Raw genomic sequence first — 20600 nt, forward strand, 5'->3', positions numbered from 1 at the left:
CGCGGTCTTTGCGTTATCGCTTGATCGTTCTGTTGCTGGTCGCCTTGGGCGTTAGCGCCTTGATTCAGGGCGTGAGTGCATACCGCACGGCGTTGAATGAGACCGATCAGATCTTTGATTATCAAATGCTGCAGATGGCCTTTTCGCTGCGGGGTGGCGTGGGGCGAGGGACGGTGACTGTTCCCTTGGCACAGAACCAAAGCTTTGATTTTTTGGTGCAGGTCTGGAGCATCGACGGTGCTTCAGTGTTCCGCTCACCGGGCGAATTTTTGTTGCCGCAGCGCGCCTTGCTGGGGTTCTCTGAGGTTTCTCAGGGTGACAAACGCTACCGAATCTTTTCCTTGCAAACCCCATTTGAAGTGGTTCAGGTGGCGCAGGACCTGGCCGTCAGGCACCGCATGGCAGGTCAGCTCGCGTGGCGCACGGTGCTGCCCATCGCGTGGATGTGGCCCATATTGGCCTTGTTAGTGTGGTGGGTGGTGAGCCATGCGTTGACGCCTGTCAGCCGCGTCAGCGCGCAGCTCGCGCAACGTGGCGCTGACGATTTGGCTCCCATTCCCGCCGATGACCTGCCGGACGAATTGCAGCCGCTGCTGGCCTCGTTCAACGCGCTGCTCGTGCGGGTGAGCCAGGCGTTTTCAGCCCAGCAACGGTTTGTGGCCGACGCCGCACATGAATTGCGCTCTCCCTTGGCGGCGCTGAAGTTGCAGTGGCAGGCCCTGCACCGCGCGGACGACGCTGACGCCCGCGCCCTGGCCATTCAGCGCCTGGGGCAGGGCATTGACCGGGCGAGCCGGTTGGCCGAGCAAATGCTGCAACTTGCACGCCAGGACAGCCCGGCGGCAAAGGCGCTTGCGCCAACTCGTGTGCAACTGGGCGCCCTGTGCCGGGAGGCCGTAGTGGAGGCCAGCGACGCCGCCCAGCGGCGCTCCATTGATCTGGGGGTCAGTGAATGCGATGCCGCTGAGGTCATGGGTCAGGCGGACGCCTTGCAGGTGCTCGTGCGCAACCTGCTCGACAACGCAATCAAGTACACCCCGCCCGGCGGGCGGGTGGATGTGAGCCTGACGCGCCAGCCCGACGGCAGCTATTGCCTGGCCATTGACGACAGCGGGCCGGGCATTGCGGCGGATGAGCGCGCGCGCGTGTTCGATCCGTTTTACCGTGGTGAGGGCCTGTCGAACACGGCGGGAAGCGGCCTGGGGCTGGCCATTGTCAAGTCGATTGTGCAAGCCCACGGCGGGCAGATTCAGTTGCTGTCTTCGGCCCAGTTGGGCGGGCTGGGTGTGCGCGTGACCCTGCCTTCGATTCCGCCAACACCTTCTTAAGCTTCACTTAAGTGAGGTCGCTCACAGTGTGTCCATCGCAACTCTTTGCACTGAGGTCGATCGATGGAAAAGTCAAATCACGCTGAAGTCATGGTCCCCGTGCGTCGCCTGGTGTGGGCCATGGCGGCGGCCGGGGCAATCGCCACAGCAGGTACGGTCGGGGTCTTGCACATGAGCGCCGCGCAGGCCGAAGCCAATGCGGGTGTCGCAGGAAATTCTGCGCAGGCGCTCGCCCAGCCCAATGCCCAAGGGCCTGTCAGCGCAGGTAACGCGCCAGCAGGTGCGGTGGTCGCCTTGCCCGACTTTGCGCAGATTGCCGCGCAGCAAGGGGCGGCCGTGGTCAATATCAGCGTGGTCGGCAGCAGCAAGGCCGCGGGGCGCGGTGTGACGCCGCAGATGGACCCGGATGATCCGATGTTCCAGTTTTTCCGGCGTTTCCAGATTCCCGGCATGCCGGGCGCGCAGGGTGGCCCTGAGGGCAGAGAGGTGCCCACGCGCGGGCAGGGCTCCGGCTTCATCGTCAGCAGCGACGGTGTGATTTTGACCAACGCGCATGTGGTCAAGGGCGCCCAAGAAGTCACCGTCAAATTGACGGACCGCCGCGAGTTTCATGCCAAGGTGTTGGGCAGTGACGCCAAGACCGACGTGGCCGTCATCAAGATCGAAGCCCATGGCTTGCCAGTGGTGGCGTTGGGCAGCAGCGCCACCACGCGGGTGGGGGAATGGGTGTTGGCGATCGGCTCGCCCTATGGTTTTGAAAACAGCGTGAGCGCCGGTGTGGTCAGCGCCAAGGGGCGCGCGTTGCCGGACGAGAACTTTGTTCCCTTCTTGCAGACCGACGTTGCCGTGAATCCCGGCAACTCGGGCGGGCCCTTGTTCAACGCGCGCGGCGAGGTGGTGGGCATCAACTCACAAATCTACAGCCAGACCGGTGGGTATCAGGGCTTGTCCTTTGCCATTCCGATCGAGTTGGCCAACAAAGTGCGCCAGCAGATCGAAAAAACGGGCCACGCCCAGCACGCCAGATTGGGCGTGAACATCCAGGACGTGAACCAGGCTTTTGCCGACTCGTTCAAGCTGGCCAAGCCTGAAGGCGCACTGGTGGCCAGTGTGGAAGACGGCAGCCCCGCCGCCCAGGCCGGTTTGCGCTCAGGCGACGTGATTCTCAAATTCAACGGACAGCCGATTGTCAGTAGCAGCGACTTGCCGGCTTTGGTGGGCGCTGCGCAGGCGGGTGACAAGGTCCAGTTGGAGGTTTGGCGGCAGGGCAAGTCTGAAAATCTGAGCGCCAAACTGGCTGACGCCAGTAGCAAGTCCGCACAAGTCGACGACAACGATGAAGCCAGCACGCCGCAAGGCAAACTGGGCTTGGCCCTGCGTCCCTTGGCGCCACAGGAAAAACGGCAATCCGGCATCCGCGAGGGCTTGGTGATCGAAAACGCGGGCGGCGCTGCGGCCAAGGCCGGGGTGCGCGCGGGCGATGTGCTGTTGGCTGTCAACGGCACGCCGGTCAATTCGGTTGAGCAGGTGCGTGCCGTTGTGGCGGGAGCCGACAAATCAATCGCCTTGCTGGTGCAGCGCGGCGCGGACCGGATCTTCGTCCCCGTGCGCATGGGTTGAGTCTTTGCGGCGCAGCGCGGCCCTGGTGGAGCGTTGCGCCGCGGTATGTGAAAACTCACCTCATGAAGCGTTAACAAAGTCGCGAACTGCTGATCGCGGCGAACCGGGAACTAGCGGTATCACCAAGGAACGACGGGGCTTTGTCAGTTGATACTTGAAGTTAGTGAAACCAAGACGCGCTGACAAACGCGTGTTTGCGTGCAACAACTCAGCCCCTCATCAGACGCATCACTTGAAGCCGCCACGCAAGAGCTTGCCTTTGCGCAGTGTGTGCAGGCCATGCGGCGAACCTTGTCGACCACACCTTTGGGGTGGCTGCTGATTGCCTGGGTCGGCCATGACCGCATTCCCGCGCACTTGCTTGAACTTTGGATTGGCAGTTTTGCAGCCGTTTGGGTCATCGGATTTTTGCGGCTGCAGTGGATAGCCCGAGTGGGCGCGAAACGCGCGCAGCACCTCCATCCTGTCATGGGCATCGCCATGCTCGACGGCGCCTGCTGGGGCGCTGTCGTGGGGGTGTTGATGGGGGCATCGCCCATGCTGGATGGCTGGCTTGGCGCGGTCATCTGCGGCGCGGCTGCCATCAATGCGCCCACCTATCTGACCTTTTTCGCGGCCTACCGGGCCCAGGTACTGGCGCTTTGGGTGATTGCGCTGCTGGGTACGCTTGTGCACTGGAATCAACCGTTAGCCATGGATGTCATGCTGGGCTTGACGCTGTTCCTGCTCTTGATAGTCGGTTATATGCGCAACATCAGTGACCGCGTGGTGGATGGCATCCGCTTGCAACTGCGAAACGCAGAGTTGGCAGAAAAGTTGCGCAACTCACTCCACGTCAAAGAGCAAGAGGCTGCCACCGATGCGCTGACTTTGCTGATGAACCGGCGCGCCTTTGATGACCTTTTGGACGGATACGCAAGAGATCAACGTGGGTTCGCGGTGTTGATGTTGGACATTGACCATTTCAAGGCCGTCAATGACCACCACGGCCACGCGGTGGGCGATGCCTTGCTTCGGGGCTTCGCAGCATGCATCCGGGGGCAGTTGCGCGGCAGTGATGTTTGTGCACGATACGGTGGCGAAGAGTTTGTGGTGGTACTCCCGGGGGCATCCAATGTCCGCGCATTGGAAGTGGCCGAACGGCTTTGCCAAACCGTGGCGGCAGCCCCTTTGATCGATGAACCCGCCCTGCACATCACGGTTTCTATCGGCGTGGGCATTCGCCATCCGAGCGAATGTGTTCGGCGGCTGATGGCTCGGGCCGATGCGGCCGTCTATGCCGCCAAGCACGGTGGAAGAAATCAGGTATGTGTCGCGGAATAGGTGATGCCATACCCTTCGCCACAAATGATTTGCAGATGAATTGTTGTATACGCCATTGATGATTTGGGAAGGAGCCAATAGCATGGCGGCCTGCCCATATCTTGTTGCCGCGATGCCAGCTTTTGATTTGCCAGGACTTTTGATGATGCTGGTTTTAGGGGCCGCGCTCGGCTTTTTTGGCGGGCTGTTTGGCATTGGTGGCGGCATCATCGCCATCCCGCTGCTGGCTTTGGGTTTCGGCTTGGATCAGGCCGTGGCCCAAGGTACTGCTCTTGTCATGATGGTGCCCAACCTGCTGATAGCGTGGTTTCGCTACAGCCAGCGGCATCCCGTGGCCTTGAAGACTGCGTTGCAGATTGGCGCTTTGGCCTGCCTGACCACCTGGCTTGTCGCACACTTCGCCACCCGGCTGCCTCCTGATCTCATGCGAAAGGTCTTCAGCGTCTTTTTGCTGGCGGTGTCGCTGCGTATTCTTAAGCAGCTCCAGCAGGCACCTGCAAGCACGCATCTGCCCGACCGCAAAGCACGCGACTTGCGGTTCATGCCGCTGGTTGGCATCGTCGGCGGCAGCAGCATGGGTTTGCTGGGTGTGGGCGGCGGCTTGGTGGCCACGCCCATTTTCAGTGGCTGGTTTGGCCAACGGCAAACCGTGGCGCAAAGCCTCTCGCTGGCCTTGGTGGCGCCCAGTTCCATCATCGCCTTGATGACGTACAGCGGCGCTCACCGGGTGGACTGGGCCCTGGGCCTGCCGATGGCCTTGGGCGGCTTGTTCACCGTATCGGCTGGCGTTGCGGTGGCCCACCGTCTCCCGGAAAAGCGCATGCGTGCCGCTTTTGCATGGATGATTCTTTGTACGGCGGCATGGATGCTGGTCAAGCCGTTGGTTTTGCATTCTGCCTGAGCCAACCCAGGCCTTCTGATGTGCCGCCTTTGGGACGGTACTCGCAACCAATCCAGCCCTTGAAGCCAAGCTCATCAATCACGCTGAACAGGTAGTCGTGATTGAGTTCCCCGAGGTCAGGTTCGTGGCGCATCGGCACGCCGGCAATTTGCAGATGGCCCACCTTGCCGGTGGGCAGGTATTTGCGCAACGCCATCGTGACGTCGCCTTCGACGATCTGCAGGTGGTACAAGTCCATCTGCACCAGCAGATTGGGCGCGCCAACTTCGGCCACGATCGCATGTGCCTCGGCTTGGCGGTTCAGGAAAAAGCCCGGAATGTCGCGCGTGTTGATCGGCTCGATCAACACGTTCACACTGCGCGGTGCGGCTTGCTCGGCGGCCCAGGCCAGGTTGGCGAGGTAGGTGGCGCGCAATGCGCTGCGCTCGGCGCCCGCCGGGATCAAGCCAGCCATCACGTGCACACGCGGGCAGCCGAGCACACCGGCATAGTCCAGCGCGCGCAGCAAGCCTTCGCGAAATTCCTCTTCCCGGCCAGGCAGGCAGGCCAGGCCGCGCTCGCCGCCATCCCAGTTGCCCGGCGGCGCGTTGAAGAGAACCTGCTCAAGACCGTAATCGCTCAGGCGCTGCGCCAGCGTGTGCGCCTCGAAGGCATAGGGGAACAGATACTCGACGGCCTTGAAGCCGTCGCGCGCAGCAGCGGCAAAGCGATCGAGAAAATCATGCTCGTTGTAGAGCATCGAAAGATTGGCGGCGAAGCGGGGCATGGGTTGTCCTGGGTGTTGATTTCAGGTTCGGGTGCGGTCAAGAACAGGAGGGTATGACGATTGTTCATGCCCCAGCCATTCTGCAGGCTCAGGAGTTCACATGCTTGTGAGGCTGGGCGAGGTGAAAGCGCGGCGTCGCGGGGGAACTTCGAGGCCCACATTTTCCAGTTATGAACTGTCTTTTTTCAGGGGAAGCTTACGGCTAATGCCAGGATGCTGAGTCCGCAGGCTGCGAAGTCGGCGCTGTAGGCCACCTGACAGTGTTCAATGGAGAGAAGCCCCATGCGCATCTCTGTTGCGGACTGCGCTCGGAGCCGCATGCGCCCGTTGGTGGCTGCTTGAATTCCTACGGCCAGGCCATGGAGCGCTGTGCGTACCTGGGGACGAGTTGGCTAGTTGCCTGTTCCTCTATTACATAGCTGCAATGTAGAGTTGGGGCGGGCCAAGCCATGTGCATGGACGCTGAGCAAAGCGAGACCCACCCGCGCTCAATTACTTGCCGTAGGTCGTTTTGAGCTTGGTGACACAGCCGGTCTTGGCGTCACCGCTCAGGGCATCGCATTTTTCCAAGCCGACCTTGTAGTTGGCGTCACGCTGAGTTTTCAGATCCTCTTGCATGGCAGAGTCGATCTTCTTGCCCATCTTGACATCACCCTGGATCTTGGCTTCGGCAGCCTTGGCTTCTTTGACACAAATGTCTTTGTCGTTGCCAGACTTCTCATCGCATATTTCCTTGGCGACGGCGTAGGCCGACTCCGCCTTGGCGATTTGCAATTTATTGCCGTCCTCGGTGCTGCCGGTGTGGGCGAATTCGGCTTCGGCCAAGCCAACCTTCTCGCGTGCCTTTGCCTTTTCGACGCAGATATCCTTGGCATTGCCGCTGCTTGCATCACAGGCGGCGCGGTCTACTTTGTAGTCAGCGGCCATACGTGCCTTGACGGCAGCATATTCGCTCTTAGAACTTACGGCGGCCTGGGCTACCGGGATGAAGAGCAGGGCGGCTACCAAGCAGCTTGCTTTGAATTTGATTTGGTTCTTCATATCGTTCCTCGGGAGTGGTGGAAGAGAAGGGTGCATCCGGCGCGTATGCCGTTCATTCGCCAAAACCATGGCCGGTGCCGAATGCGTAATGACCCATCTCAGCCGAAAAACAGTCAGCGGCGAACCAACTCAAAGCGGCCAATCCGCATGAAGTAACCAGCGCTATCGCTGCCAGCGAAAGGAGAATGGAATTCATGGGGATCTCGTGAGACGGGAATGAGTCCGCAGTGTCTGGGGCGTGCATGGGGCGGTGAAGCAGACGACACCGCTTTCAGAGGTAGGCCCTGTCCTACTGGTCTGCTCAAAGGTACTCGTACAGCCAAAGGACGCAGACGTTCGCATCAATGGCGGTCTGGGCAGACTGTTCGTTTTTTGTAGGTCTTTTCCTACAGGTGACCGGGCCAATACGTGCTGCCTTGTTCACACTTTTGCTGTCACACTAGGTGTCATAAAAACAGAGCAGGTCATCAAGTGGGCTTTTGAGGCGCGGACCTTTTGACCGAGCCTTTTTGTCTGCAGCTGGCACTGCTTGAGGCTCACCTGAAACCACGTGCTCCATGCCCAAGCTCAAAACCTACATCGTCGAGGACAGCCCAGTCATTCGCGAAAACCTGATCGCGACTTTGGAAGAGTTGGGGCCTATTGAAGTGGTGGGAACGGCTGAAGATGAAGCTTCGGCGGTGCAGTGGATGAGTGTGAATGCGCATCGATTTGACCTGGCGATCGTCGATGTTTTCCTGAAGCACGGCTCGGGGATTGGCGTATTGAAGGCGCTTTCCGCCTTGCCTAGAAACCACATTGCTGTGGTGTCTAGCAACTACGCAACCGCCGAGATACGGCGCAAATGTCTCGAACTGGGGGCGGCGCGGGTCTTCGATAAGTCCAATGAAATAGATGACTTGCTTGCCTATTGCTGCCGATTGGCGGCGGGCGAAACCGGCCAAGGCGAGCTAACTTGAACTTGTTCTTCTATTGAATCAAGCCGTTCTTGAGCGCGTAATAGGTCAAATCACTATTGGATGCCAAATTCATTTTTTCCATCACCCGCGTTCGATAGGTGCTGACCGTTTTGACGCTGAGCGACATGCTGTCGGCCATATGGCCAATTGTTTCGCCCTTGGCCAAGCGGAGAAAGACTTGCAACTCGCGTTCCGACAAGGCCTCATGCAGGGGACGATCGCCGCCGCCGCTGAGCCCGTCGGCCAGTTGCTCGGCCAACGCGGCCGTGATGTATTTGCGTCCTCGGGCCACGGTGCGTATCGCGAGGACGATGTCCTCAGGGTCGCAGTCCTTGTTCAAATAGCCGCTGGCGCCTTGGCGCAGCAAGGTGGTGGCGTAATGGGCTTCGGGAAAACCGCTCAGAATCAACACCGGCAAGTCGGGTGCTCGAGCTTTGATGGCCGCCAGCGCATCCACGCCGCTTTGATCTGGCATCGAGATATCCAATAGGATCACATCGACATCGCCTTGACGAACTATCTCCATGGCCTCCCGGCCGGTGGCGGCCTCGGCCACGACTTCAAGATCTGCTTGCTCAGCAAAAAACTGGCGCAGGCCAACTCGAACTATGGCATGGTCATCAACTATCGCGATTCGAATCATATGTGCGGTGACGCTCCCTGCTTCGATGATCCCATGAATCTCGGCCGGGCCCGCGTATGAAATTGCTGATTTCCGGAAGACGCGGCACTCTGGTGGTGGCGCTGGCCTGTGTGGCCGCGGTGGTATTCATGATCCACAGCGAGCAATCGTATTGGCGGGCCAGCACGGCACTTGAAAAAATGGCGGCTAATGAGGAATTATCCGTCCGGACGGCGGAGTTGTTGAAGAATTTGGCGTATGCCCACGCCGGTCAAGTCGAATTCCTGCTGACGCAAGAAAGCCGCCATTTGGAAGCCTTTGGGCAAGGCTTGGCTTTGAGTGAGTCAACCGTACGCTTGTTGGAACTCAAGTTTGAGCAAGACCCGCAGGTTCTTTCTGTGCTGCGGCCGATGGATTCCTTATTGGCTGCCCGCCAGCAAGCATTGGCTCAAATTGAACAATGTGCTGGCAAACCCTGCCGTGGCGAAGCCGTCATGCGGTTGAGGCAGCTGGCTGATGGCGCACCCTTGAACAATCTGTGGGCAAGCCTGGCCGAAATGCTACGCCTAGAGGCGTGGCGAATTGGCGAGCAGCGCAGGCAAATCGGCAAGATCTTGGCAATCGGCCGTGTGGGTTTGATTGGCCTTTGCGCATTCAGTCTACTGGCCTTGCTCCTGTACCTTCATCGCACCTTGAAGCTCACGCATCAAATGCAGGACTCTCGGCGCACGCTGCAAGACGACCGGGACCAACTCAAGGATGAAGCAGCCATCAGCACACTCATGCTGACTGAGTTGACTCAGCATCTCCTGACCGCGCGTGAGGACGAGCGTGGCCGGTTGGCCCGCAATCTCCATGACGAGCTGGGTGCGCTGCTGACTTCAGCCAAGCTGGATGCGGCCCGTATCAAGTCGCGTTTGGGTGGCGCAGCACCCGAAGCCTCTGAACGGCTGTCCCATTTGGTTAACACCCTTAACGCCAGCATCGCCCTGGGGCGCAACATCATTGAAGATTTACGGCCCTCTACATTGAGCAATCTGGGCTTGGTGGCCACGTTGGAGATATTGGTGCGGGAGTTCGCTGAGGCCAAAGGCTTGGAGGCGCACTGCGATCTGCATCCGGTTGAACTTGCCAGTAGCACCGAAATTGTTGTGTTTCGGGTCATTCAAGAGGCGATCACGAACATCTCCAAGTACGCGCAAGCCAAGCAAATTTGGGTTCAGATGGGGCGAGACGAAGGCTGGATTAAGGTGTCTGTGCGGGATGATGGTGTGGGATTTGACAGCGAAGTCACACCTCGATCTGCCTATGGCTTGTTAGGCATGAGATTGCGCATCGAGGCTGAAGGAGGTCGCTTGACGGTGCAGTCCGAGTTGGGCAAGGGCAGCTTGATTCAAATGCTGCTGCCGGTTGATCCTCACAGGCGCTGACAAAGGCTGAGCCACCGTCCTACAGCCTCGCGCTGGTTCGTCTGACCCGGAGTCGGCGGTACCGCCTATCGCTTGTGGCGGCGGCACGATAGAGACTCAAGCCATCCTGTGGCTTCTCAGCCCGCAGGCCTTTGACCCCTATCGTTCAGCCGCATCGTCGGCTCATAAGGAGATCGCCATGCTGTATTACGCCGCCGTATTTTTTGTGATTGCATTGGTTGCTGCCGTTTTCGGCTTCGGTGGCATTGCCGCGGGTGCGGTAGGTATTGCAAAGATCCTTTTCCTTGTCTTTGCTGTCATGGCCATCGCCAGCTTCTTGCTTGGCTGGAGCCGCAGGCCCTAATTCCGGGCGCTTTTATTCATCCCCCACGTACAAAGGAAAAATCATGTTTGAAACCCATAAACCCACCTCGGCCGCCAGCAAATTGGATCATTCGAGCCAGTCCGGCGAACAGGCTTTCCAAGCCACCAAAGAACTGACGCAAGAGGCGTTCAACGACTTGGCTGAAGGCGCACAAGAGTTGCAACAAGAGGCTGGCGCTCAGATCTCCAGCATGGCGAAACAAACCATGGATTCCGTGCGGGATCAGTCCAGGCGTATTCGCGAACAAGCCGCGCGGTTGAGTGTGAGTACCACTCACTACATTCGTGACGAGCCAATCAAGTCCGTGCTGATGGCCGCGGCTTCTGGCGCAGTGCTGATGGCCTTGATCCGCATGATGAGCCGCAGCCGAGGCTGATTCAGCGCATACAAGAACTGGCTCTTTTGCTTTCCAACGAACCTGCTGTCTTGGCAGGCCATGCGCAAGCTTGTGCCGAGTTGTTGGGATGGGACCTCGGTTTAGCAGAGCGGGCCTTGCGGCGACGCTTTGCAGTGTTCGGGCGGCGGCGCTTCGTTGGCAGTTGCCGTACCCGAAGCCCGCCCTGGTGGCGGCGCCCCTTCCGCTGTGAAGTCTGTTTTTTGTTGAGGTAAACCCAGCGCCTTAGTGGCGGCGTCAAGGGCAGACTTGGGTGCTGGTCTTGTGTGTTTGCGTTTCATCGCGAACCTTTGGGTTTAGAAAATCGATGGGCTGAGTTGCTTGGCTGGCAATGGCGCGCCGTCTTCGTCGGAGCTTGCTGATTTCGATCATTCCGGCTTGAGGCGGCTGACGCGCCAAACCACATTGCCAACGTCGTCAGCCACCAGCAGGGCTCCGCTGGAGTCAAGGGCTACTCCGACCGGGCGCCCGTAGGCTTGACCCTCGGCGTTGAGAAAGCCGGTTAAAACATCCTGCACTGGCCCGTCTATGGGACGGCCCTTGGCGAAGGGCACGAAAATCACTTTGTAGCCGCTTTGCGGTCGGCGATTCCATGATCCATGCATGCCAATGAACATGCCGTTGGCGAAATTGGCGGAGAGGCGATTCCCCTTCGCGGATGCCAAACCCAGTGGCGCTGTGTGAGCCCCCAAGGCGAAGTCCGGCACTCGCGCACGGGCGACCTGATCGGGGGCCGATGGCTGCACGCGGATGTCGACATGGGCGCCGTAGTAGCTGAAAGGCCAGCCGTAGAAATCGCCCTCATGTACTGAGCTCAGATAGTCGGGCACCAAATCGCTGCCGAGCTCATCGCGCTCGTTGACCACGGCCCACAAGGTGTCGGCCTCTCCGGTAGCGGTCACCCAACTCATGCCATTGGGATTGCGCATACCGGTCGCGAAAGCTCTGCTGCGACCCGACTTGAGTGTGAGCTCCCAGATGGCGGCACGCCCAACTTCGGCGCCGAGTCCCCGCTCGCCTACATTGCTGTTGGAACCCACCGTGATGTAAAGGCGCTGGCCGTCATTGCTGGCCAGCAGGTTTTTGGTCCAATGGTGGTTGATTGGCCCTGCGGGCAGATCCAGCACCTTGACTCCAACTTCACTGATACGGGTTTGACCTGGCACGTAGGCAAAGCGCAGCACAGCATCCGAGTTAGCCACGTACAGCTGGCCGTCAATCCAGGCCATGCCATAGGGTGAATTCAGATCTTTAAGCAGCACGGTGCGCAAGTTGGCGACGCCGTCGCCATCGCTATCGCGCAAGAGTGTGATTCGGTTGGCACTGGCTACGCCAGCGCTGGCACGTTTCATCACCAAACCCATGAACCAAGCTTTCAGGCCTTGGCCGCCTTCGGGCTTGGGCGGGGCATTGCTCTCCGCCACCAGCACATCACCGTTGGGTAGGACAAGCAAATTTCTCGGGTGTTCGAGTTCGCTTGCAAAAGCATGGACCTGCAGGCCTGGTGCAGCTAGCGGAGTACGTCCTGACGGCCACCCTATGGCCTCGGCGATGTTGATGGTGGGGAACCAGCTGTTGACCGGTGGAGGTAGCGTGGGTTTGATCCCGGTCCCTGCCGCCAGGGGCTGGGTGGCGAACTCGCCGCACGCCCCCAGGAGCAAAAGGGCAGCCGCGCTCACAAGCGCTTTCGCACCTGGGCTCAGACCTGGATCGGGCCAGGTTCCTCGCATGCTTGCCATGGGCATGACGGTAGCCTAGATGCGCCCAAGCAGCAGCAAAATCACCACAATCATGACCACCAAGCCCAGACCACCGCTGGGCCCATAGCCCCAATTGCGGCTGTGAGGCCAGCGCGGAAATGCACCGATCAACATCAAAACTAACAGAATCAAAAGTAGGGTGCCTAAGCTCATGTGGGTTCTCCTTGACTGGAGGGGCCAGGCTTGGTGCCGTGGCAGGGTTGAGATGGCGGTGTTTGAACGAGAAGCCGACGCGCCCAAAGGACTAGCGCCTCGGCGCCGAGATCAGCCCATCAAGATGTCGCCATGGACTTTGTTGCCGTAGTAGGCGTGGATGCCCTCTGCCCAATTGGCATTGGCCATATCGGGCCATTGATCCTTGTTGAAGCCCGGTGCGTCTTCGAGCCGGCTCTTATCAATGTTTAGAGTGAAGCGTTTGTTCACAGTGTCCAGCTTGAGCGCGCTCCATGGCACCGCGAACAGCCTTTCGCCAAGCTTGAGAAAGCCGCCGAAGGACAGAACTGCATAGCTAATGCGGCCGCTGGTGACGTCCAACATGATTTCCTTGATATCCCCCAACTCTTCGCCGGCCACGTTGTAGACGTCATTGCCAATCAAGGTGTTGGCCCCCATCAGGCGAGGGCCTGGGCCTTGATGGGAATTCGCGGTGAATTGCCCGACAGTCTTGTCGCTTGATCGGTAGATGCCGTAGGGATCGCGTTCTTCGTAGTTCATTTGAGGCTCCAGGTCTGTTTCTCATTGGTGATTCGACTCTGGCGTTGGAATGAGGAAACAGCGCCGTTCCGCCAAGGTAGAGGAAAGCTCGCCTTTGCTCTGTGCGTTCGCCAACATTGCCTGATCCCGCTTCGGGCATGTGCGCCAACGCATGGACGCTGCTCTGGGTATCTCTGAGGATGCATGGGTTGAAGCTCTTATCGATCAGCCCTGAATCCCCGGCTGTGGAGACCTTATGACCAAGCAAGCACGCATTGAAGGTCTTTTCGAATACCGAGAAGGAGATGGGTCCAGTATCAAGATTCGGCTGGGGCCCATGTGTAAGGTCTGTGCGCTGACCAACAGACAGCTCAAACTCCGCCCGCCAGCATGGATTGGAGCGAAGAATCAGATTCGCTGCCGATGCCACGCCGCTTGAAAGGAATGCCATGTTTGATGTGAATACCAAGCTCGATCCCGATTTTTCTGCCGGGGGCGGTGCAGGACCGGCTGCAGCGGTGAGTGAGATCCAGGGGGTGGCCAGGTCGCGGCTGTTGACGGTGAGCCCGAGTGCCCATTTGATGGAGGTCGCGGCATTACTCTCCAACGCGCAGATCAGCGTGGTGGTGGTCTGCAATGCCGAGGGACAGGTGTTAGGAACCATTACCGAAACCATGTTGGTCAGGCAATTAGGCTTGGGGCAAGCCGACTTCTTCGAAACCAGGGCTGCCGCCGTAATGACGCCGAATGTTGCGGTCTGCGCGCCCACCGACTCGCTGGTCAAGGTGCTGTCGACCATGCATTTGCAGGGGTGGATTCATGTCGTCATGGCTGATGCCAGCAACAAGGCCGTCGGAGTCGTGAACGTGCGTGACGGTCTGCGCGCTCTGCTCAATGCAGGCACTCACGAACAGGCGCTATTGCGCAATTACGTGATGGGCGTTGGCTACCAGTAGCCTAGGCCCTTGGCGAGAAGTACAAAAACGCAGATCAGCCGAATGGGCGTATCCCAGGATGGGATCGGGCCGATTTGTACTGCGCTTTCCTATGCTTGGTTCCGAATCGGGTGAAGCAAGACGTTGATGAGCTCGCGCAAGTCGAGTGTCTGCTGCAGCAGCATGGCACGTGCGCGGGGCGTTAAAGGTCCTTCGTCTTGGGCCCGATCCAGTGCCACCATCGCCATGCGGATCGCAGAGTGTGGGTCATTCAACTCGGCCGAAATATTTACCAGTAGTTCCGCCTGGCGTGTTGATTGAGATTGCACCGTAGTCTGTGGCCCCCAAGTGCTCTCCAGGGATAGAAGCAGCTGCTGGTGGGCCTCTCGCAAAAGTTCCAGTTCTTTCGATTGCCGCTTTAGCTGTTGAGCCATTGCTTTAGAGCGCTCTTGCAGAGCCTGCTTGGGCGTCGCATCCAACACTTGGCGCGGGGACAGTTCAAGGGGGTCGGTGTCATCAACAAAGAACGAAATACCGCCGGGCCCCTGTCGTTTGGCCATATACATGGCTTGGTCCGCGCAGGCAATCAAGTCGCTTGCCGTTTCAGCGTCACGGGGAAAGATGCTGATTCCTATGCTGGCGCTTAGATCTTCAAAGCTGTTCTCTTCGCCCCCACTCACCAGCAATGCCTCCTCGATTTTCTCGGCGATCACCAGGGCATCTTCGATCTTCGCCAGATTGTCCAGCAAGATCAGAAACTCATCGCCTCCATGGCGGCTGACCGTGTCTGACTGCCGAACCGTCGCCAACAAACACTGGGCCACACGGCGCAGTACTTGGTCGCCCACCGCATGGCCAAAGGAGTCATTGATTTGCTTGAATTTGTCCAGGTCCACGAATAGCACGGCCAGCCAGGTGCCCTGACGCTCTGCGTGCGTGATGGCTTGTTTTATCCGATCTAAGGCCAAAGTTCGGTTGGCCAATTTCGTTAGCGGATCCAAACCGACCGTACGGGCCGCCTCGTCCAAAGCCTGAAGCGCTGACTGATTGTCCGCTTGGGCGACGAGGGAGGAGAGCAGTAGTTGCTCATTTGCCTCTAGCAATTGCAAGCTCTGGTTGTGATCCAGGAAGCTTTCGGCTCGCACCACGTCTTGCAGCAAGCCATCCAGCACTGCGCGCACGGCGTCAACACGCTGGCTGAGCTTGCGCAACTCCAGTTCCGACTCTTGTCCTGAGACAGACGGCGCAGACGGTATGGCCTGGTTCACGGTGCCTGCCTCAGACGGTGAGATCCTTGTGTCGGGGGCGGCCTCCCAGCAAGCCCTCCCGATCGTCCAGCCGATCGCCGATCTGAATGCCTTTATCGTTGATGCGGAACTCGCGCAGTTCATCGGAATGGGCGCTCGCTCTGACCTTCACGACCGCGAGCATGCGACGCAGCCGGCTGTCGATTTCTATGTAGCGTTGCACGATGATGGCGTCGGTCAAGAATGCCGTGCCGTAGGGGCTGAAACGCAAATCGGTGTAGCGGTCTTCGAGTTCAGAGGTCATCAAGACGGTCACCCCCGCGTTGCCTAAAGCGAATACTAGGCGAGACAAAGACTCTCGAAAGTCTTCGCGGAAAGTGGGCGCAATCGCCAACTCAAAGCCGGACAAGGAATCGATCACGACCCGAGTCGCACCCAGCCGAGCGATCTCGCTCAACAAGAGGCCAATCACCTCATCGATGGAGAGGTCTGGGGCTCTGCTGTCGATCAAACCCACCTTTCCGCTGGCCATAAGCGCTGCAACGATTGCGTTTTGTGAGCGACTTGGCCTTTGCTCAAAGGCAGCCAATACGCCGGTCTCTCCGCAACGGGCGCCTTCAGCCAAGAACGCCGCAGCGAGAATACTTTTTCCTGAACCTGAAGGTCCCGCCACCAACAGGGAATAGCCCTTGGGTAGTCCCCCGCCCAGCATCTCATCGAGTAAGGCAATGCCCAACTGCAGCCGGCTTTCGACGGCCCCCACGGGGCGCACACCAGCATCTTTTGTTGGCAAGTGTGGTGTTGGACTGGCCAAGTTGACCGGGGCGAAAATTTTGATGCCAGCAGTGTCGATTCGAAACGTATGCAGGCCAGGTAGTGTCGGTTGGCCGCGCATTTTCAGGATCTCGATCTTCCTGACCATGGAATTGCGCTGCACGCTTTGTCGCATCCAGATCAAGCCGTCTGCCACGGTAAAGACTGGGTTGGCATCCGTCTCAACAAAATACTCGCCGATCAAAAAGGTGGTGGCTTGCCAACTGGTCATCATCATGCCAAGTTGTTGGACGAACTGTTGCAGCCGGGTTTGTGGGTTGCCTGTGGATTCGCTGGCAATCATCACCGACCGGAACGAGTCCACAAACACCAGTCTGGGTTCAAAGCTTGCCACGGAGTCAACCATACGCGCCAGCACTCGGTCCAGATCACCGGTGGCGGCGTCTTCGGAGAGATTGATAAAGCGCACCGAGTCGTTGACGCAGTTGTTGTCAAAAAAGTCGAACTGCTGCTGGTATCGCAACATCTTCATGGGTGGCTCGCCGAGCACGGTGAAGTAAAGAGCCGGCCGCTGTGGGGTAGCGAGAGAGAACATGATCTGGTGCGCCAAGGTGGTCTTGCCACAGCCCGGTTGCCCGGCGATCAAATTGAACGAAAACTCCGGCAGTCCTCCTCCAAGCACTTGGTCCAGTCCAGGCACCCCGGTGGGTAGACGTTGGATGGTCACTTTGTTTGTCATAGCGAAATGTCCTGCGCGACTGAGAGGAAAGAAAGGTCTTTTGTGGTCGCCTTGCGCCGTCGGCTGACGGGTTCGGTGCGGCCACTGAAAGCAGCCAGCCAAGTCCATGGCCACAAGGCCAGCCGCGGCTAGCCACTAGGTTGTTTGTTGTTGAATCCCAGGGGGCCTGAGTTGCTTAAAAAGATCAACCACGGCGCGCGTAGCAGTCGTTCTGTGAGCGACCGGCCCACCAGCTTGGCCAGTAAATCACAAAAGTTCTGCAGTAAAAAACAGGTACCGGCGGCGGCTTCCGGGCCGGATTGAAGTGAAATTGCCTCGCGCAATGCCCTTGGATCAAACAGTACGGGAATTCCCTCTGCACGGGGATTTAGCCATGCATGGCTCTTGGCGCTGAGTTGCAGACTGCGGGCGAATAGCGCGGTCACGCCACGCTGGCCCACGATGGGAACCAAGGCTGCTTCAATTTCCTGGCATACCTGGATGAACAAGCCCGCAATCTGCGCCGAACTGGCACTGGCGTCCAGTTGCTCAACGAGAAAAGCCACGGTTCGTTCACTTTCTGGACTTGTCATGTTGCCTTCGGTCAACGTTTCAAATGCACTGATGCATGCTGTTTGAAGTACAGACCTCACCATAAAGGCGAGACGAATCAGGGTCTGTGCGCCAGCGCACATAAGAGGCAATTTACCGGCACTGTCTGACATGAAAGTGCGGCGCTTGCCCACAGGCGTTTTCGGGCCTAAGAGCTACGCTGAGCAGATGACATTCAAACGAGGAAAGCTCATGAGAACCCAATCGCCGCAGTCCATGCGAGTTCTGGCTCTTGCCATCATTGCCCTGAGCACGGCCGCATGTAGCAAGGAAGGCGAGGACGCGCGCAGGCCCGGCAAAGCCTTGGATGATGGCATCGCCAGGGTAGAAAAACAGTCTGACGCTGTGTTGGCCGACGTGAAACGAGGTGCCGCTGCCACCGAGCGAGCAGCCAGCGATGCCGCCTTGGAAGTAAAGCAAGCAGCGCTGGAGATGCGTGAGAGAGTCGGAAACGATCTCTCCGATGCCGGAATTGTGACCACGGTCAAAGCGCGCTTGGCTGCCGAGACGATGTTGACGGACGCCCACATCAACGTTGACTCCACGCGCGGTCGCTTGGTGTTGCGGGGCACGGTCGTCGATCTCGGCTCAATTGAGCGTGCGCGCCAGATTGCCTTGGCAGCGCCCGGTGTCGTCGTAGTCGACAACCAGTTGGTAGTCCAAAGCAAGTCTTGATTCGTTGTCTCGAATCGGGTGATCGACTCTGGCTCGATGAAGCGCCGCTGCGTGATGAGCCCCGCCTCCCGACGCATTCGAGCGTCACCGCATTGAACTCCCGTCGCTAGCGGGCAAAGAGAAAGGACTGCCGTGAGTCAATCGATAGACGCTCCGAATGCTTCTGCAGCAGAGCCGGGCGTGCTGACAGGGCCAACTGTTAAGTTTGATTGTGGCGACTTTGGCCCCATCGGCTTTGAATGCGCCTACCCTGATTTGCAAGTTGTGGGCTGGCATGCGGAGAGACAGGCCCTTGGTGCACCACCTGCTTCGTCATGAAGGTTCCAACGACTGCTATGCATCCTGGCTCAGCGTGGCTTGCCCTGGCCGCTATCCTATGTTTTGCGCTGCTGCTCTCATTGCGCGATGTCGTCCAGAGTGAACTCGAACAAGGTCGTCTGCGTCGTGCGATCGAGGCCACTCAGGTCGACGAGGCGAGGGCTTGTAGATTGATGTCAGGGGGGCGTGCTCAAGAGCATTGCTTGAAAGCCTTGACAGAACGAGCGCGTGTCAGCGCCGCGGCTGTGCCTCCCGAATGCAAGTGGCCCTGCGTGGCAAGGCCTTAGCACGCTGTCTTCCTTAGGCTGGACTCTCGCTGCGTTGTTCTAGCCTGACGCGATCCAAGACCGCGATTCGACCGCGGCTATAGCTGATCAAGCCGGCTTGACTCAATTTCAGCGCGGCTGCGGTGACGCCTTCCCTGCGGACGCCCAAGAGATTGGCCAGCAATTCCTGCGTCATCATCATCGCGTCGGAGGGTAGTCGATCCAGACCCAGCAAAAGCCGACGGCACAGCAATTGGTCGATCGAGTAGTAGCGATTGAAAGCTGCGGTTTGAGCCACTTGGTCCATCAAGGTTTGGGTGTAACGCAGCAGCATGGCTTGAATGCGACCCGGGTGACTCATCTCCTGCTTGACCAGCTTCGCCGGCAGTCGCAGGGCTAGGCCTGCACTTTGCACCACCGAGCGGCTGGGCGAAGCGTTACCCCCCATAAACAGTGCAAGACCCACCACGCCTTCCCAACCAATCACTGCGGTTTCAGTCGACTCGCCGTCCTGCGTTAGGTAAAGCAGGGAAACGATTGCCGTGGTGGGAAAGTAGGCGTAGTCCGCAGTGCTGCCGGACTCACACAAGACATCCCCTTGAGTCAATTCGACCGAGTCCAAGGCCTCAACCCAAGGGGCCAGATCTTCATCGGGAAGGCTTGCGAGGAGATGGTTTTGTTGTGGTGTGCAACTCTGATGGGGGCATTTTTTCACGGCAGGCTCCGAAGAGTTCTTGGAGTCCCCATCTTTGCCGCGGGTCCGTCTGGCTGACCATCAGCAAGGGCCGGATCTTGCTGTCAACTCTCTCCTACATAACCCCTTTTCTACAGGCTCAGAAATCAAGGGTTTGCGGGAGTAAGCGTTCGTACTCTTGTTTAACCACGGCATAGCATTCGCAGCTGCGGCGCTCCAGTCCTGGGCGATCCAGCACTTTGATTCGGCCGCGCGCATAGCGGATCAGCCCGGCGTGTTGCAGTTTGAGTGCGTTCTCAGTCACGCCCTCGCGGCGCACGCCAAGCATGCTGGCGATCAATTCATGTGTCATCACCAATTCGTTGCTTCGTAATCGATCCAGACTGAGGAGCAACCAGCGGCACAGTTGCTGATCCAGCGAATGGTGGCGGTTGCAGACAGCGGTTTGAGACATCTGCGTGATCAGGGCTTGCGTGTAACGCAGCAGCAAATGCATGACCGGGCCTGATCGGCTGAATTCGTCTTTGATGGCCTGCGCCTTCAATTGCAGGCCGATGCCGGCACTTTGAACCACGGCTCGGCTGGGTGTTGACTCACCACCCATAAAAAGCGAGATACCAACGAGGCCCTCAAAGCCAACCACGGCGATTTCGGCCATGGAACCGTTTTGCATCACGTAGAGCAAAGACACGATGGCAGTTGTGGGGAAGTAGACATGAGTCAAGGGACTGCGTGATTCGCAGAGCACCATGCCTAGCGGCATGTCCACGCATTCAAGATGAGGCGATAGGCGCTGCCACTCCTCTTCAGACAAGGTGTTTAGTAAGAGGTTTTTGCCAGGTGGGGGGCGGGTGTTCATCAAGAAACTCCAAGGCGGCGGAGGTGGGCGAACAAGGGATGGCGCGGCGGGGAGATGTCTTGAACGATAGATTCCTCCAGTCTAGGTGCCTACGGGGTACTTGGTGCGAAATCTGGTGAATCTTGGGGGCAATACCCCAACGCTTGCCAATCACGGCAGAGCAGTGGCGTCAGTGTGGGGTCTGCGGCTCCCGGCCCGTCTGCACGCGGCCGTCAGCCATATGTAGGCCCTGTCCGACAAGGACTTGAGGGCTCGGCCGATGGTGTTCGGACTGGACGTTCCGCATCATACGCACAGCACC

At 58.7% G+C, this 20600-nt stretch carries 23 protein-coding genes; 11 read left to right on the forward strand and 12 right to left on the reverse strand.

The genetic code is table 11. The features are described 5' to 3' along the window. The first annotated feature begins 20 nt into the window (after positions 1-20). The 4 genes from PRZ01_RS08200 to PRZ01_RS08215 all read left to right on the forward strand — a co-directional run bounded on the left by PRZ01_RS08200 (position 21) and on the right by PRZ01_RS08215 (position 5172). Positions 21-1328, forward strand: a complete 1308-nt coding sequence (locus PRZ01_RS08200) for an ATP-binding protein (protein WP_273596282.1) — start codon at positions 21-23, stop codon at positions 1326-1328. A gap of 63 nt (positions 1329-1391) precedes the next feature. Beyond that, a complete protein-coding gene (locus PRZ01_RS08205) occupies positions 1392-2948 on the forward strand; it encodes a Do family serine endopeptidase (protein ID WP_273596283.1) in 1557 nt (518 codons plus the stop codon). A gap of 198 nt (positions 2949-3146) precedes the next feature. Beyond that, positions 3147-4271, forward strand: a complete 1125-nt coding sequence (locus PRZ01_RS19235; protein WP_273596284.1) for a GGDEF domain-containing protein — start codon at positions 3147-3149, stop codon at positions 4269-4271. A gap of 142 nt (positions 4272-4413) precedes the next feature. Continuing rightward, entirely contained in the window at positions 4414-5172 is a 759-nt protein-coding gene (locus PRZ01_RS08215) for a sulfite exporter TauE/SafE family protein (RefSeq protein WP_273596285.1), read from the forward strand. On the opposite strand, the gene otnI is transcribed toward PRZ01_RS08215, so the two are convergent. The 3 genes from otnI to PRZ01_RS08230 all read right to left on the reverse strand — a co-directional run bounded on the left by otnI (position 5144) and on the right by PRZ01_RS08230 (position 7175). Beyond that, positions 5144-5938, reverse strand: coding sequence for a 2-oxo-tetronate isomerase (otnI, locus tag PRZ01_RS08220; protein WP_273596286.1), 795 nt, complete (start codon positions 5936-5938; stop codon positions 5144-5146). The genes PRZ01_RS08215 and otnI overlap by 29 nt on opposite strands. A gap of 492 nt (positions 5939-6430) precedes the next feature. After that, positions 6431-6979, reverse strand: coding sequence for a hypothetical protein (locus PRZ01_RS08225; RefSeq protein WP_273596287.1), 549 nt, complete (start codon positions 6977-6979; stop codon positions 6431-6433). A gap of 52 nt (positions 6980-7031) precedes the next feature. Beyond that, positions 7032-7175, reverse strand: coding sequence for a hypothetical protein (locus PRZ01_RS08230; RefSeq protein WP_273596288.1), 144 nt, complete (start codon positions 7173-7175; stop codon positions 7032-7034). A gap of 361 nt (positions 7176-7536) precedes the next feature. Here PRZ01_RS08230 and PRZ01_RS08235 point away from each other — a divergent pair, with 361 nt between their 5' ends. After that, positions 7537-7938: a response regulator gene (locus tag PRZ01_RS08235; RefSeq protein WP_273596289.1), complete on the forward strand. Its 402-nt coding sequence runs from the start codon at positions 7537-7539 to the stop codon at positions 7936-7938. Positions 7939-7948: 10 nt separating this feature from the next. Here PRZ01_RS08235 and PRZ01_RS08240 read toward each other — a convergent pair whose 3' ends face one another. Continuing rightward, positions 7949-8533, reverse strand: coding sequence for a response regulator (locus PRZ01_RS08240; RefSeq protein ID WP_273596427.1), 585 nt, complete (start codon positions 8531-8533; stop codon positions 7949-7951). Between PRZ01_RS08240 and PRZ01_RS08245 the strand changes: the two genes are divergently transcribed. The 4 genes from PRZ01_RS08245 to PRZ01_RS08260 all read left to right on the forward strand — a co-directional run bounded on the left by PRZ01_RS08245 (position 8447) and on the right by PRZ01_RS08260 (position 10730). Beyond that, on the forward strand, positions 8447-8641 hold the full coding sequence (locus PRZ01_RS08245) for a hypothetical protein (protein ID WP_273596435.1): 195 nt from the start codon (positions 8447-8449) through the stop codon (positions 8639-8641). The genes PRZ01_RS08240 and PRZ01_RS08245 overlap by 87 nt on opposite strands. Next, entirely contained in the window at positions 8638-9990 is a 1353-nt protein-coding gene (locus PRZ01_RS08250; RefSeq protein WP_273596290.1) for a sensor histidine kinase, read from the forward strand. Before PRZ01_RS08245 ends, PRZ01_RS08250 begins: the two co-directional genes overlap by 4 nt. A gap of 178 nt (positions 9991-10168) precedes the next feature. Beyond that, positions 10169-10333, forward strand: coding sequence for a DUF1328 domain-containing protein (locus PRZ01_RS08255; protein WP_273596291.1), 165 nt, complete (start codon positions 10169-10171; stop codon positions 10331-10333). 43 nt (positions 10334-10376) lie between these two features. After that, positions 10377-10730 carry a hypothetical protein gene (locus PRZ01_RS08260; protein WP_273596292.1) on the forward strand — a complete coding sequence of 118 codons (354 nt, stop codon included), beginning with the start codon at positions 10377-10379 and terminating at the stop codon, positions 10728-10730. A gap of 386 nt (positions 10731-11116) precedes the next feature. Here the strand turns inward: PRZ01_RS08260 and PRZ01_RS08265 are convergent, their stop codons facing one another. The 3 genes from PRZ01_RS08265 to PRZ01_RS08275 form a co-directional block, all read right to left on the reverse strand. Beyond that, positions 11117-12478 carry a PQQ-dependent sugar dehydrogenase gene (locus PRZ01_RS08265; protein ID WP_273596293.1) on the reverse strand — a complete coding sequence of 454 codons (1362 nt, stop codon included), beginning with the start codon at positions 12476-12478 and terminating at the stop codon, positions 11117-11119. Between the two features lie 24 nt (positions 12479-12502). Continuing rightward, positions 12503-12661, reverse strand: a complete 159-nt coding sequence (locus PRZ01_RS08270; RefSeq protein WP_273596294.1) for a DUF3309 domain-containing protein — start codon at positions 12659-12661, stop codon at positions 12503-12505. A gap of 111 nt (positions 12662-12772) precedes the next feature. Then, positions 12773-13222 (reverse strand): PRC-barrel domain-containing protein, encoded by a 450-nt coding sequence (locus PRZ01_RS08275; protein ID WP_273596295.1) that lies wholly within the window; start codon positions 13220-13222, stop codon positions 12773-12775. Positions 13223-13650: 428 nt separating this feature from the next. On the opposite strand from PRZ01_RS08275, the gene PRZ01_RS08280 reads away from it, so the two are divergent. Continuing rightward, positions 13651-14157 (forward strand): CBS domain-containing protein, encoded by a 507-nt coding sequence (locus tag PRZ01_RS08280; protein WP_273596296.1) that lies wholly within the window; start codon positions 13651-13653, stop codon positions 14155-14157. 89 nt (positions 14158-14246) lie between these two features. Here PRZ01_RS08280 and PRZ01_RS08285 read toward each other — a convergent pair whose 3' ends face one another. The 3 genes from PRZ01_RS08285 to PRZ01_RS08295 all read right to left on the reverse strand — a co-directional run bounded on the left by PRZ01_RS08285 (position 14247) and on the right by PRZ01_RS08295 (position 17600). Beyond that, a complete protein-coding gene (locus PRZ01_RS08285) occupies positions 14247-15296 on the reverse strand; it encodes a GGDEF domain-containing protein (protein WP_273596297.1) in 1050 nt (349 codons plus the stop codon). Positions 15297-15414: 118 nt separating this feature from the next. After that, complete coding sequence (locus PRZ01_RS08290) at positions 15415-17004, reverse strand: ATPase domain-containing protein (protein ID WP_273596298.1); 1590 nt, start codon at positions 17002-17004, stop codon at positions 15415-15417. A gap of 20 nt (positions 17005-17024) precedes the next feature. Next, positions 17025-17600 carry a hypothetical protein gene (locus PRZ01_RS08295; protein WP_273596299.1) on the reverse strand — a complete coding sequence of 192 codons (576 nt, stop codon included), beginning with the start codon at positions 17598-17600 and terminating at the stop codon, positions 17025-17027. 55 nt (positions 17601-17655) lie between these two features. On the opposite strand from PRZ01_RS08295, the gene PRZ01_RS08300 reads away from it, so the two are divergent. Beyond that, complete coding sequence (locus PRZ01_RS08300; RefSeq protein WP_273596300.1) at positions 17656-18162, forward strand: BON domain-containing protein; 507 nt, start codon at positions 17656-17658, stop codon at positions 18160-18162. Positions 18163-18780: 618 nt separating this feature from the next. Here PRZ01_RS08300 and PRZ01_RS08305 read toward each other — a convergent pair. Together PRZ01_RS08305 and PRZ01_RS08310 are read right to left on the reverse strand one after the other, a co-directional pair. Next, positions 18781-19461: a Crp/Fnr family transcriptional regulator gene (locus tag PRZ01_RS08305; protein ID WP_273596301.1), complete on the reverse strand. Its 681-nt coding sequence runs from the start codon at positions 19459-19461 to the stop codon at positions 18781-18783. Between the two features lie 118 nt (positions 19462-19579). Further along, entirely contained in the window at positions 19580-20299 is a 720-nt protein-coding gene (locus tag PRZ01_RS08310; RefSeq protein WP_273596302.1) for a Crp/Fnr family transcriptional regulator, read from the reverse strand. Between the last annotated feature and the right edge of the window lie 301 nt (positions 20300-20600).

The organism is Roseateles koreensis, from assembly GCF_028595305.1.
GTDB lineage: Bacteria > Pseudomonadota > Gammaproteobacteria > Burkholderiales > Burkholderiaceae_C > Paucibacter_A > Paucibacter_A koreensis.

What these genes read in the sequence shown, in the direction of transcription:
- PRZ01_RS08310 (WP_273596302.1), bottom strand. Translation starts at nt 20,299, where the DNA reads ATGAACACCCGCCCCCCACCTGGCAAAAACCTCTTACTAAACACCTTG.
- PRZ01_RS08290 (WP_273596298.1), bottom strand. Translation starts at nt 17,004, where the DNA reads ATGGACTTGGCTGGCTGCTTTCAGTGGCCGCACCGAACCCGTCAGCCG.
- PRZ01_RS08205 (WP_273596283.1), top strand. Translation starts at nt 1,392, where the DNA reads ATGGAAAAGTCAAATCACGCTGAAGTCATGGTCCCCGTGCGTCGCCTG.
- PRZ01_RS08265 (WP_273596293.1), bottom strand. Translation starts at nt 12,478, where the DNA reads ATGCGAGGAACCTGGCCCGATCCAGGTCTGAGCCCAGGTGCGAAAGCG.
- PRZ01_RS08260 (WP_273596292.1), top strand. Translation starts at nt 10,377, where the DNA reads ATGTTTGAAACCCATAAACCCACCTCGGCCGCCAGCAAATTGGATCAT.
- PRZ01_RS08250 (WP_273596290.1), top strand. Translation starts at nt 8,638, where the DNA reads ATGAAATTGCTGATTTCCGGAAGACGCGGCACTCTGGTGGTGGCGCTG.
- PRZ01_RS08235 (WP_273596289.1), top strand. Translation starts at nt 7,537, where the DNA reads ATGCCCAAGCTCAAAACCTACATCGTCGAGGACAGCCCAGTCATTCGC.
- PRZ01_RS08270 (WP_273596294.1), bottom strand. Translation starts at nt 12,661, where the DNA reads ATGAGCTTAGGCACCCTACTTTTGATTCTGTTAGTTTTGATGTTGATC.
- otnI (WP_273596286.1), bottom strand. Translation starts at nt 5,938, where the DNA reads ATGCCCCGCTTCGCCGCCAATCTTTCGATGCTCTACAACGAGCATGAT.
- PRZ01_RS08255 (WP_273596291.1), top strand. Translation starts at nt 10,169, where the DNA reads ATGCTGTATTACGCCGCCGTATTTTTTGTGATTGCATTGGTTGCTGCC.
- PRZ01_RS08300 (WP_273596300.1), top strand. Translation starts at nt 17,656, where the DNA reads ATGACATTCAAACGAGGAAAGCTCATGAGAACCCAATCGCCGCAGTCC.
- PRZ01_RS08295 (WP_273596299.1), bottom strand. Translation starts at nt 17,600, where the DNA reads ATGTCAGACAGTGCCGGTAAATTGCCTCTTATGTGCGCTGGCGCACAG.
- PRZ01_RS08280 (WP_273596296.1), top strand. Translation starts at nt 13,651, where the DNA reads ATGTTTGATGTGAATACCAAGCTCGATCCCGATTTTTCTGCCGGGGGC.
- PRZ01_RS08225 (WP_273596287.1), bottom strand. Translation starts at nt 6,979, where the DNA reads ATGAAGAACCAAATCAAATTCAAAGCAAGCTGCTTGGTAGCCGCCCTG.
- PRZ01_RS08215 (WP_273596285.1), top strand. Translation starts at nt 4,414, where the DNA reads ATGATGCTGGTTTTAGGGGCCGCGCTCGGCTTTTTTGGCGGGCTGTTT.
- PRZ01_RS08275 (WP_273596295.1), bottom strand. Translation starts at nt 13,222, where the DNA reads ATGAACTACGAAGAACGCGATCCCTACGGCATCTACCGATCAAGCGAC.
- PRZ01_RS08230 (WP_273596288.1), bottom strand. Translation starts at nt 7,175, where the DNA reads ATGAATTCCATTCTCCTTTCGCTGGCAGCGATAGCGCTGGTTACTTCA.